General features: G+C 33.6%; 11 protein-coding genes and 1 pseudogene. 4 read left to right on the top strand and 8 right to left on the bottom strand.

Annotated elements, in window-relative coordinates:
- Positions 1 to 36: 36 nt before the first annotated feature.
- The 3 genes from ADJ83_RS00165 to ADJ83_RS00155 form a co-directional block, all read right to left on the bottom strand.
- Positions 37 to 912, bottom strand: coding sequence for a GNAT family N-acetyltransferase (locus tag ADJ83_RS00165; RefSeq protein WP_031537001.1), 876 nt, complete (start codon positions 910 to 912; stop codon positions 37 to 39).
- Between the two features lie 25 nt (positions 913 to 937).
- Positions 938 to 1,465, bottom strand: coding sequence for a DUF2306 domain-containing protein (locus tag ADJ83_RS00160; RefSeq protein WP_047944578.1), 528 nt, complete (start codon positions 1,463 to 1,465; stop codon positions 938 to 940).
- Between the two features lie 786 nt (positions 1,466 to 2,251).
- Complete coding sequence (locus ADJ83_RS00155) at positions 2,252 to 3,619, bottom strand: MFS transporter (protein ID WP_341195285.1); 1,368 nt, start codon at positions 3,617 to 3,619, stop codon at positions 2,252 to 2,254.
- A gap of 10 nt (positions 3,620 to 3,629) precedes the next feature.
- On the opposite strand from ADJ83_RS00155, the gene ADJ83_RS00150 reads away from it, so the two are divergent.
- Positions 3,630 to 5,402, top strand: a complete 1,773-nt coding sequence (locus ADJ83_RS00150; protein WP_226793725.1) for an ABC transporter substrate-binding protein — start codon at positions 3,630 to 3,632, stop codon at positions 5,400 to 5,402.
- A 631-nt stretch (positions 5,403 to 6,033) separates the two neighbouring features.
- Here ADJ83_RS00150 and ADJ83_RS00145 read toward each other — a convergent pair.
- Complete coding sequence (locus ADJ83_RS00145) at positions 6,034 to 6,726, bottom strand: hypothetical protein (protein ID WP_031537005.1); 693 nt, start codon at positions 6,724 to 6,726, stop codon at positions 6,034 to 6,036.
- Positions 6,727 to 7,002: 276 nt separating this feature from the next.
- Here ADJ83_RS00145 and ADJ83_RS25415 point away from each other — a divergent pair, with 276 nt between their 5' ends.
- The gene (locus ADJ83_RS25415; RefSeq protein ID WP_031537006.1) at positions 7,003 to 7,266 is read left to right on the top strand and encodes a hypothetical protein; all 264 of its coding nucleotides are present in this window, start codon (positions 7,003 to 7,005) and stop codon (positions 7,264 to 7,266) included.
- A 64-nt stretch (positions 7,267 to 7,330) separates the two neighbouring features.
- Positions 7,331 to 7,735: a ComEC/Rec2 family competence protein gene (locus ADJ83_RS00135; protein ID WP_031537007.1), complete on the top strand. Its 405-nt coding sequence runs from the start codon at positions 7,331 to 7,333 to the stop codon at positions 7,733 to 7,735.
- A 482-nt stretch (positions 7,736 to 8,217) separates the two neighbouring features.
- On the opposite strand, the gene ADJ83_RS00130 is transcribed toward ADJ83_RS00135, so the two are convergent.
- The 4 genes and pseudogenes from ADJ83_RS00130 to ADJ83_RS00120 all read right to left on the bottom strand — a co-directional run.
- Positions 8,218 to 9,366, bottom strand: coding sequence for a zinc-dependent alcohol dehydrogenase (locus tag ADJ83_RS00130; RefSeq protein WP_031537008.1), 1,149 nt, complete (start codon positions 9,364 to 9,366; stop codon positions 8,218 to 8,220).
- A 114-nt stretch (positions 9,367 to 9,480) separates the two neighbouring features.
- A complete protein-coding gene (locus ADJ83_RS00125; RefSeq protein WP_047944579.1) occupies positions 9,481 to 9,690 on the bottom strand; it encodes a DUF559 domain-containing protein in 210 nt (69 codons plus the stop codon).
- 141 nt (positions 9,691 to 9,831) lie between these two features.
- Positions 9,832 to 9,984 carry a hypothetical protein gene (locus tag ADJ83_RS25410; RefSeq protein WP_155986740.1) on the bottom strand — a complete coding sequence of 51 codons (153 nt, stop codon included), beginning with the start codon at positions 9,982 to 9,984 and terminating at the stop codon, positions 9,832 to 9,834.
- 310 nt (positions 9,985 to 10,294) lie between these two features.
- Positions 10,295 to 10,630: pseudogene (locus tag ADJ83_RS00120) on the bottom strand (DUF4317 family protein); the annotation flags it as partial.
- Between the two features lie 344 nt (positions 10,631 to 10,974).
- Here ADJ83_RS00120 and ADJ83_RS00115 point away from each other — a divergent pair.
- Entirely contained in the window at positions 10,975 to 12,450 is a 1,476-nt protein-coding gene (locus tag ADJ83_RS00115; RefSeq protein WP_031537010.1) for a spore germination protein, read from the top strand.
- Positions 12,451 to 12,454: the final 4 nt, after the last annotated feature.

Raw genomic sequence — 12,454 nt, 5'->3', positions numbered from 1 at the left:
TTATATCCCTCTCTTTACTAGTAATATATATAAATACTAAGCTTGTACTGTAATGGGATGCTTGAAATATTCAGGTAAATCTAAATTATTTTTTATTTTTATGAACAGCACATCGTTCTCGGTATCAATTAACTTTTTACTAATTACAATATCCCCGTAATCTGGAGTATAATGAAAAACTACATTTTTCGTATCTTCGTTAGCAATTCTATTTATAACATCAGAAATAGTTACTTCCTTTTGGCTAATTACATCAAAAAGATGGAGAGTTTCCCCATCGTGCATATGAATTGTAAACAAATCTAAATCATCTATGTAATAGATGTCCTGACTAAAGACATTTAGACAATAAAACATAAGCAATTCCTGTGAATTCTCTGAACCAAAAATAAAAGATACTGGTAATCTACCTCTACTATATTGGAAAATTCTATTTAACACTTCAGAATCAGTACCATTCAGTTTAGTCACTCTTCTGACTGGAATTATTCTTGACGGTATATTCATTGTAAACTGATGTTCCGGTACTCGCTTAAAACCAAACTTAGGATAGAAATCTAGCACAGTAGAATTAGCAAATAAGTACATAAAATCATATTGGTTCTCATAATGTTCAAGCACTATTTCCATTAACTTACGAGATAGTCCTAATTTTCGAAAATCAGGATGAGTCATTACCGTACCTATTTGAATCCCACGCTTTTTTTCATTATTAATAATTAACTCTACCTTATTTGCAGAAACGTTTGCTATTATTTTTTCGTTTTGTACGATGGAGAAAGGTGAATATTTTTCTGTCCAAAATCCTTTTTCGTACCAATCTTCAAAACTTATACCAAAGGTATTAGTAGCCAGTTCATTAAAACTGCCCCTTAATTTCTTATTATGCTCAAAGTTTCTTATTAACTCCATCCTATTATCCTCACTATTAGTATTTTCACCTTAAATTAACTGGGGACTGAATGTTGGCTGTCATTCTTCTAGATTTTCTCAACCAAACTTCTACCACTAATAAATTTCCAGTCCAACACAACCAGACGGCAATTACATAACCAAGTGTAAAGTTATCAAATGTACAGCCAATGATTGCTGACCATATACGGAATGTCAATGCAGCAAATGTGACCGCATAGCTTCTTATCATCCATTCTTCATGAAGTTTAAGTTTTTTATTTCGAATATATGAGTAGGCCTTGTATGTTGTATAAATCCATGCTAGGTCTAGAAGAAAGAAGCCTAATTTAGCTAATATTCCTCCAAATGCAAATAAAGTTAGGTAAATCCCTATTAATCCACTAATGAATATACAAATGACATAGATTTTACCTACAACACGATGTGTATTTAAGTATTTATTGCGCAGTTCATTTATAAAAAGGAAAGGCCCTACTATTAATGGTACGGCAGCTGTTAAAATATGTATATACAATGCTGAATTCCAAATAATATTTTTAAATTCATACATTACAAAACCTATTTCAATTAAAATAGCATTAGATTGTTCCGGGTCGAGTACGTAGTAACGAATGATAGCATGAATGCTAAGAAATGATGCAAGAAGTACGAGTAGAGCAAACCATATTTTTTTTGTTAAATGTTTGAAATATAATAATCTCCCCCGTTTCTATAGATAATATTTGCTCCGGTAGCGTTAAATACTACTTTTTTTCCTGAAGTAGTCCCTGTGGTGTGAAATGAAATCATTATTACCTAACATAGACCTTATTTTACTATTTTGTAACACTAATAAAAGTGAAAAATTGTTTTTAATTTTGCACCTTTTTTACAGCTCTATTCCAAGCGTTAATAATGGGGTAAAGTAATCTTTTTATTTCTCACTTTGAACTAGGCCATTTTTTTCTCATAAGAACAGTCCGATCAAAGTCATATTAAGACTTAAACTGCAAATATGATAGTCTTTATGAATAAGAGCCTCTCTTTACTTTCAACACTCATTTCACCCATAGTATATTGAAGGGTATTTTTTTGTAAATCAATGCCGAGATTTGAAAAACCCTAAGTTTTCCGCCTCATATTTAATCAAAGTGAATCAAGCTGCACTAATAATAGTTAATACACTTCTATGATAAATAACACAGTTCTTTTAGTCTATGAAATTTACAAAAAAAATGAAATAATTAGAGGAGAAGAGATTTCCCTACTGCCAAGCCTGTAGTGGACTTACACCACCAAGTTATCGCCCATGCCGGGCACAACAAAAATCCCTTAGCTTTCACTAAGGGAGGACTACTTAATTTGATACTTCTTTTGGTTTAATTGTATCTCTTACTTTTACGAGCAAGGTAGAATTTCTATATAAAGGATAAGTAAGGGCAGTAATCATTAAAACGGAACCTGCGACAATCAAGGTTGCAACAATATTTATTCCCCCTAAATATCCACCAATAAGGGTACCCATTAACAAAAATAGATTAAATATCGAATAGAAAATGGCTGTACCTCTTCCCCTTATTTCCTCAGGAATATGTTGAAGAAAGATCGTACTCGTAGGTACCATCATTAAAGCATTTGTAAGACCAATCACTAAACTCCACAATATTAATGGATATAGGAGCGAATTCGATAGAAAGCTTATTTCCGTGATGAAATATACACATATAATAGAAAAACCTAGTACACCAATCGATACATATAATAAACGATAATGGGCCATTTTATTTAACAGCTTTGACCCTAGGACAGCACCAATCACCGTACCAAATGCGAAGATTCCTTCCATCACACCAAATTCAATTTTTGATACTTCAAACACTTGGAGCATAACGGCCTTATAGTTTGTCATAAACATTCCAAATGCCATCATGACAGGGACTAGAAATAAAATCATAAAGAATAAAATTGGGGTCTTAAGCATCTCCACTATTCCATCAAACAGATTTTTCAGATACGAATTTGAGCTAGGCTGGTTCTTGTTAGAATCTATCTTTAAAATAGATAAGCTAAAGATAAGAACTCCCGAAATAAGATATGTGAATGAATCAATAAAAAATATGTTCTTCGGGGATTGAAAGGCTAATAGAAGCCCAGCGACTACAGGCCCACCTAACTTAATAACAGCTATCGTACTCTGAAATAGTGCAATTCCTTGAGGAATACGATGGTCACCGACAATAGTTGGAATGGAAGACATACGAGCTGGCTCAAAAAAAGCTGTTCCAATTCCTTGTAAAAATACTAGTAATAACAATAATGGGATATTCTCGTAGAAAAATACCATTAAGAATACCATTAAAAATCTATATATATCTGAATATACCATTACCCATCGACTTGAATATTTGTCAATTAAAGGCCCAATAAAGGGTCCAATGATGACCACTGGCAGTAATTGAGCAACAAAAACGAAACTAATCATTAGGGGATTGTCTGTATGGGTTCCGACAAAATAAACAACAGCAGTTAGCGTCATGGCATCACCTAGAAAAGAAACAACTACCGCCAACCAATATCGGATATATATTTTATCTTTAAGTAATTCAAGCATCGGCCTCGCCTCCATATTTCTGAAATTATCTGTTGTATTTACTTTAAACCTGAAATAAAATGATAAAAAGTGAAAACAACAAGTAACATTTGCACCTTTTATGGGAGGGACCAATTTGAGATTAATGGAGTATTTAATTTTGTTAAGAGCTAGACACAAAGCCGTAAAGCCCTACGAAGAAATTAGCATTTCTATTAGTGAAATTGCAGAAACTTTCTGTAGCTCTATTAGAAACACAAACTATTTGCTTAAGAAATTGAGTGAAGAACAAAGAATTACATGGAAGCCTGGGAGAGGAAGAGGAAACCTCTCAACCTTGGTTTACCACTCCTCATTTAGCGAAACAGTGGAGGAGTACATATTCCAGATGTCAGCCGAAAATAGGGTAGGGGATATCGTTGACCTCGCAAACTCCCCTACCCTCTCTGAAGAAAATCAGAAGTTTTTATTTCAGTCTCTTTATGAAAAACTCGGCCCTAGTATTGAACATTCGCATTTTGGAACTAAGAGCATCCTAAGAATAATACTTCCTCAAGAAGTTCATTCACTAGATCCTTTAGAAACCATTTTTTATTCTGAGGCTCATTTGGTAAATCAGATATTTAACACATTGGTTTCATATAATAGTGAATTAAACCAAACTAATCCATGTATAGCTTATGCTTGGAAAAAGAAACACAATGGAAGAAAGTGGACTTTTTATTTAAGAAAAAGTGTTAGATTTCATAATGGGGAAATGGTCACTGCAAAAGAAGTACAATATACAATGAAACGAATTTTAATAGAAGGAAGTCACTCTGCCATATATCCACTATTAAAAGATATCCGGGAGGTAGTCATTGTTGATGATTTTACCATCGCATTTCATTTAGAGAGGGAAAATTTATTTTTCCCAAGAATTTTATCATCCTTTCACTGTTCTATCATTCATCCATCCCACTCACAAAACCACATTCCAATTGGAACAGGTCCGTTTCTAGTAAAGGAATTCAATAAAAATTTTATATGTCTCCAAGCCTTTGAAGAATACTTTCGTGAAAGAGCTCTAATTGACCAACTTGATATATGGATGAATAAAAGAGGGCATGCATACCCAAATCAATTTACTGCCTTGAATGCTACGGAAAAAGACTCAAACCCAGTTATATTAGATTATCAGTTGTTAGGTAGTAGATTTTTGGCCTTTAATCAAAATAAAGAAGGTTATCAGCACAACCTATATTTTAAATTAGCTATTCAAGAAATCATGAATCCAGTTGAAATGATAAAGGGACTTGGAGGAAATAGAAGTTTAGCTGCCACTAGTTTTTTGCCCGATGTAAGTAGACTCTACAAAATAAATAAATCGTCTATTGCTAAAGCAAAGGAGTACTTACTAAGAAGTGGTTATAACGGGGAAACTATTTATCTATATTATTTTAATCTAAATGAAGGATATGAAAGTGCCGAATGGTTACAAAAACAAGGGAGGAAGATTGGTCTGTCCCTTAATCTCCATCCTATTAATTACGATACGGATGAGTCTATTTTAAATGGGGACATCCTCCTATTATCAGTCATACTTGATCAGGATGTTGAATTAAGCTTATTAACCATTTACAAAAGTGAAAACTCTTTTTTTAGAAAATTCCTAGATAAGGATACTCAAAAAAATATAGATTTGGAACTAGAGGTATTTCAAAGGGTGGAAACTTCAGAGGGAAGAATGGTTCACTTACAGAGAATTGAAGATATGTTAAAAGAAAATGTTCTCGTTCATTTCCTTTATCACGCAACGAATAAGTTGAGCTATCAACCATTTCTAAAAGGGCTTGAAATTAACTCCTTAGGCCTACCAGATTATCATCATCTATGGATCGATCCAGAGGATGAGTTGGTGCATGTGAGTAAACTTTAGGCAAAGAATGGGACAATATCGGACTATGTATGGATATTCATTTCAATTTGTCCCTTTTTCTAGGGTGCGTTCCATTATTCTGACGTCAAAAAGATAATTCTTATAAAAGAGGGTATCATTCCTAACGTTTGATACCCTCAAATCTGTAATTCCTATAAATGAAGGTGCCATCTTGCTCTCCTTGCACCATCAAATCTGCTATTCCTTAAAATGAAGGTGCCATCTCGCTCTCCTGACACCATCAAATCTGCTATTTCCTAAAATGAAGGTGCCATCTCTCTTTCCTGATACCATCAAATTCGCAATTCCTTAAAATGAAGGTGCCATCTTGCTCTCCTGACACCACCAAATTCGCAATTCCTAAAAATGACGGTGGCATCTTTCTCTCCTGACACCACCGAATTTGCAATCCCTAAAAATGACGGTGTCACCTCGCTCTCCTGACACCACCAAAACTACAATTCTCAACGCTGTGTTAGTGTTAAATGTTGATTTATTACTATTAAATTAGGATTCCATAAAATGACAGCCTAATTGTTATTGCTTTTATTCAACTAACGCTCCCCGTTTTACTTTAATAAGGCGGAGTTCCTAATTGATGTATAGCATCTAATTGAATCACGTTTTGTAGTTATTCAACCTTAGTTACGATAATTTGAGAAGTCATTAAATTTAGCCTTTCTTTCAGTTCATCCGTAATGGTGAATGTAATAGTTGAACCAGCATTTAGGTTATTAAATTTATAATGCATCCCAGTTATAATGGTTCCATCAGTTCCATAAGTTTCATAAGTTTCATAAGTTTCATAAGTTTCATAAGTTTCATTTGGAGTTTGGCTAAAATCTGAGATATGATCATAATAATCACCACTGATTTTACCATTTAAAAACACATTATTAGGTAAAATCTGATAGGGTGGTTGCATTTGTACAATGGATATTTCAATAATATTATTTTTTGTGTTTACAACTCCATTATCCGAAACTACTATCCCATTAACATTCAATTCATATTCCCATAAATCTCTAGAGAGTTCATTTTCCTGTTCATCTCTAAAATCTATTATTATGTCGTTAAGTAATTGTTTGTAATAATCCGCTTCTTCCTTTGTGTATTTTAAATCTAACTCAATATTTTCTAATGAGTTTTGTAAATCTTCTTTTTCTTTTTGTAGTTCACTAATTTGTGTGTCTTTTTCACTTATTAATCGATTTGTTTCCTCTCGATCAATATTCTTTGCTTCATCACTACTAGCAGGTTGGTTGCAGCTAGTTAGTAGTATGGTTGTAAGTAATACTGTCAGTAACCAAGTGATTTTTTTCATCGTATTCCCCCTTTTATCTTTCAACCTAGTGTTCTTGATATAATTATTGGTGAAAAAGTATCTGAGGGTACCGAACAGACTACTACTACCTTAGTTTCGGTATCAAAACTGACTGAAGACCATCCAAAAAAAGTCGTAGTGAATGCCTTTATCAGAAGAGGTGCAACAATTAGACATCACAAAAATATGCCGACTAGGACAGGTTGGACTGCCATAACTCCCCTTTCCTTTAATCCAAATGTTGAAAAATAACAAATAATAAGGGGGAGAAAGAAATTGAATCTAGAGGTTCTACTTAATACCTATGAAAGGAAGGCAAGATATCTATCTGCATTATTGACGGTCGCACCAATTATCATTTGGTTGTATTTTTGGTTCCCTGAAATCCGGTCACTCGAAGGAACTATTATTAGTCTAATTGTTGGTTTAGGCATATCAATTCCACTTTCTATACTTGCAAGAACTTCAGGAAAAAAAGTACAAGATAAACTATCTATTAATGTGGGGGGCTCTTCCTGCTACTATAATTTTAAGGAATAACGATAAAACATTAAATAAAGAAACAAAAAATCGTTATCACCAAAAATTAAGGTTACTAACAAACGTGGATATCCCAACAAAAGAAAGAGAACTAGAAGACCCCTTAGAGGCAATCCAGAAATTTAATTCTTGTATTGATTACCTAAGACAAAGAACAAGAGACAAGGCTAAATATTCTTTAATTTTTAATGAAAATGTTTCTTATGGACAGGCTAGAAATTTACTTGGTTTAAAAACTTTCGGATTAACAATATGTTCAATATTAATAGCAATACAATTATTTTCAATCTATAAAAACTATGGTGTTGGACTTAATATTTCTGCTGTTCCTATTTTTGAAATTATATCAGTCATTATAACTGTATTGTTTTTATCGTTTTGGATATTCTTTGTTAGTGCAAAACAAGTTTATAATGCTGGAGTAAATTATAGCAAAGCATTACTAGAGTCGTCTGAGCATATTGAATAACTCTGAAGAAATATATAAGAGGGATTGTATCTGATTGTTATTCCCTCTTTTGAAATTAAACTTTGAATTATTTCATTAATTTTATTGCAATTTTTCTAACCACTCTTTATCAAGCACTACTTCCACTCTCTGCTTTACCACTATTTGTGATACGGTTCATCGTAACGTTACGAGGGACAAACATTTAAATGTAATTAAAATTGAAATTTAATATCTATTTAAAGGGGATACCTAATTAAGACTAAGCCATTCTCTTTTGAAGTACCCACGTAGGAAAAAGCAAATGTAAAAACATGCATAAAAGCAGTGGATTTCACACCTGAAATCACACTGCTTTTTAGCATTATTAAAACACCTTTTTTATAACAAATACCTATTTATATGTAACTAAGGTCGATACTGGTATGCCAATTCCTTTTGGACTATCGGGATTATCCTTGAAACCATTAAAGCGTAAAGAATTAAAATAATTATATTTTTCATTATGGTTTTAAAACTACTTTTATACAATCATCTGCATGTTCATAGAAGGTTTTATACATTTCACTTGCTCGGTCTAACGGTACAACATGCGTGATAATTTCAGTAGGGTCAAATTCACCCTTTTGAATCATATCAAACAATATTGGCATATAATGAACAACAGGTGCTTGCCCCATTCTTATACGAATATTTCTTTCCCATAAATTACCTAAAGGAAATTGATTGTAAACAGAACCATATACACCTGTTAATTGTAAATTTCCGAATTTTTTAATAGCTTGCATACCAATTTGTATAGGGCTTGTAGTTCCCCCAACTAAACCCATTTGTTGTTCTTGTGCTTCTTTAGGAGTTTTCTTCCCATCCATTCCCACACAATCAATGACACAATCTGCTCCACCTTTTGTTAATTCACGAATATATTTTCCAGCATCATCAAATGTTGGAAAATCATCAAAGTTAATTACTTCCACATTGTTCATTTTTTTAGCATGATTTAAGCGATAAGGAACATTGTCAACTGCAATCACTCGACTTGCACCTTTCAACCATGCAAACTTTTGTGCCATAAAACCAACAGGTCCACAACCAAGAACGACAACTGTATCACCCTTTTTAACTCCTACATTCTCGACACTCCATAAAGCGGTAGGTAATACATCTGACATAAACAACAATTTTTCATCATCTAATTCTACTGATTCTGGGATAACAAAAGGAATAAAATTACCATATGGTACACGAAGGAGTTCCGCTTGACCACCTTGATACCCACCATATCTTTCAGTGAAACCAAAATAACCCCCAGTGTCTACAGCCTTATTAGGATTAGAATTATCACATTGGCTCTCCATTTCATTTTGACAGTAATGACAATGACCACATGAAATGTTGAATGGAAGAACTACTCTATCACCTTTTTTTACCTTTGTAACTTCCGAACCAACTTCTTCAACAATACCCATCGGCTCATGTCCTAATACATAATCTTTTGTAGCTGGTACTGCCCCTTGATAAATATGAAGGTCAGAACCACAAATTGCACTTGAAGTAATGCGAACAATAATATCATCATTCTTTTGAATTGTTGGGTTTGGTACTTCTTTGACTTGCATATTTTTTACACCTTGAAAAGTAACTGCTTTCATTGTTCTCAACTTCTTTCTTAGAATTTATATTTTGTCTTAGATTATCTTTTCCAGAAATTATTTTTTTATTCATCATTGTTGTCACCATCCTTATTAAAGACAACAACAAGAAGATTAATTATCGTCCTTTATTTGTTTTTTGTGATGTTTTTCATCATATTCAATCACTAATTCTAATTGTGGTATATAGAAATCAACGATGTAATTGTCCACTCTATATTTATCATAAATATAAACAATTCCTTCTAAAGAGTTTTTTAATATTTCTCCAAATCTGCGTTCCATTTGTTTGCGCGAAATTAATAAGATTATTAAACTCCTCAAAATATTGGCCTCTTATAGCGATATTAAAAACAGTATCTAGATTATAATGTAAAACTTTCCTTTTTACTTTTCTAGTTCCTTCTTTATTTTGTACTATATAATACTTAGTATCTTGAAGTAAATCTAATATTCTACTAATATTTATAAATGAATTGTTATATTTTGCATAGTGGTTTGGTAAAGTGTTGCAATTGCCTTCTGTGTCATCCAAACTGTTTCATCTGCTATTTTAACTTCTACTGATGTATCCCTGCCCTCTGGTTGATAGATCAAAGTTTTTATGTTATTTAACATTGCTCTACCTTCCTTTTCTACGTTCTTCTATGTACTATTATACCGTTAACCATCGAATAGTTTAACAAAAACAGAACGTTTATTCCCCTGTTATAACTTATTCTAAGACAAATATAAAACCCCTTCAGACTTGATATAAAATCCTTAGGGGCTGTTAATTTATTTAATTTGTTCTAATACGGTTTTGCTTAATTCAACTTCCACTCTCTGCTTTACCACTATTTGTGATACGGTTCACCGTAACAGGGCTAAATGAGGTTTTTTCCCCTGTCCATTTTAGATAGCTGGCTGAAGGATCACCCAATCTCTCTTACTCCAACAGCTCTTCCGGAAGCAGCTTAAATCCTTCAATCATCGAGTCTTCTTCCACCTTGATCAATAGACAGCGTTTGCCATTTTAATTGACCTGTTTGACATATCTCAAGTCTTGAGGGCTGATTGCAACATTCGCTACTTTTGTGCTGATCTTAATGGACTTGGACGCGTAACTCGGAACGATATGGCTTGCTTTCATTTCATACGTTTTGTCTTCAACCACCTGCTGAAATGCCCTTTCCACTTTTTCCGTATTCATATCTTTTACGCCGCTCGCCTTCAGCACACGTTCAATCTCTTTAGTATCCAAAGTAGGAGTACTCTCTTCTTCCACCACTATTTTCAGTAAATCGTTATCCAACTTAAATTGTTTTCGAATCTCTGCTATATCTTTGTTATTCATCTCTAAATTTTAACTCCCTGGCTAGTAAGATTCGTGTTTTGAACAAAAAAGAGCATCCAAAGCTACAGTTAGCTTTTGACACTTCTTTATTATAACAATCTTTAAGATGAAGAAGGCCTATCTATTATGGATTGCCTTTGTTCCTCTTGGGTCGTTATGCACCTCTACGTGTTTTGTATATTTTAAAATTAAATTGGTAACAATGTGTATGAATATGAAATTTTTAAGTACGACTAGAAATGTTTTTTCTCAATAAGAGGGGTGGGATGTACATGTTTTGGAAAAAAAAACAAATTGAAAGTAAGTTTGTTGCTCAATCAATAGCTGAATCAGAATTATCGATAGAAGCTCTGAAAAAAAGCCTCGTTCAAATGGATGATGCAGAATTTGTGGAAATTGACATTTCCGTTATTCGAAAAATTCATCTTGTTTACATACGAACTCTCATTGACCAAGAAAAATTAAATGAAAGCATTATAAAACCTTTAACTAAATGTTCCAAACCGTCTATTCAAGATTGTATTACGAATTCCTCCATTATTCACATTCCTAATTTTATAGAGGCAAAAAAACAGTTGTTTTCAGGTTCCATTTTGTTATTTGATTCTTCGCAAAACCTTTGGTTAGCTGTGCCATTAAAAAATCCTATTGGACGTGCCATTGAAACTTCCGAAACAGAAACCATTCTGTTCGGAGCAAAGGACAGCTTTAGTGAACAAGTAGAACAAAATATTACGCTTATTCGAAGACGACTCCCCATACATGAACTGAAAGCAGAGAAGTTTACTGTCGGTTCTATGAGTGAGACAAGTGTTGTTTTAATGTACATAGAGGGGCTGACTAATCCAGATTTTGTTTCAACAGTCAAAGAGAAGATTTCTGAAATTAATTTTGATCTCTTCTTTGACTCCTCTCAAGTTGCGGCATTCATGGAGGAACATCAAAACAGTATTTTTCCTCAGTTTCAGCAAACTGACCGGCCTGATGTAGTTGCTTATTCTCTGGGATTAGGAAAGATCACCCTTCTGGTAGACAATACACCATTTGCTCTTGTTGCACCCATTACTTTTTTCCATTTGTTCCAATCACCCGAGGACTATATTAATCGATGGGTAGTTGCCAGTTTTTTGCGCATCATCCGATATGCCAGTTTTGTTCTGTCAATCACATTGATTCCTTTCTATGTGGCATTGACAACTCATCACTATCAAATGATTCCTATGCAAACACTTCTGGTCTTGGTCGAATCAAGGAGCATGCTTCCTTTTACTCCTTTTTGGGAAGCATTTATCATGTTAATTTTTATTGAAATCATAAAAGAAGCAAGTTTAAGAATGCCTACAAAAACTGGTCAAACACTTGGGGTTATTGGTGGTATTGTGATTGGTCAAGCAGCTGTTGAGGCTGGATTCGCTACCAAAGTATTAATTGTCATGGTTGGGATCTCGACGATAGCTTCCTTTCTTATTCCCAACTACCTTATGACAAAAGCAAATTCATTAATTCAATTGATGCTTCTTGTTTTTTCTTCTTTACTTGGGATAATTGGGATTGCACTAGGAAGCATTGCTATTTTGGCTCATCTTAATAGCTTGTCTTCAATCAAGCAACCCTATTTTTCACCAGTTTCCCCTTTTTTCGGTAAGGATTGGATTGACTTATTCATTCGAGGGCCATTAGTCAAAATGTTGGAGCGTCCAGAGCATCTTAAACCTCTAAAACAGAAGAGAGATAAAACTAGGAGATGACTTG

Origin of the sequence: Bacillus sp. 522_BSPC (assembly GCF_001076885.1) — a bacterium.
Taxonomy (GTDB): domain Bacteria; phylum Bacillota; class Bacilli; order Bacillales; family Cytobacillaceae; genus Niallia; species Niallia hominis.
Note: the sequence above shows the minus strand (reverse complement) of the source record. Positions and strands in the feature narration are given on the sequence as shown.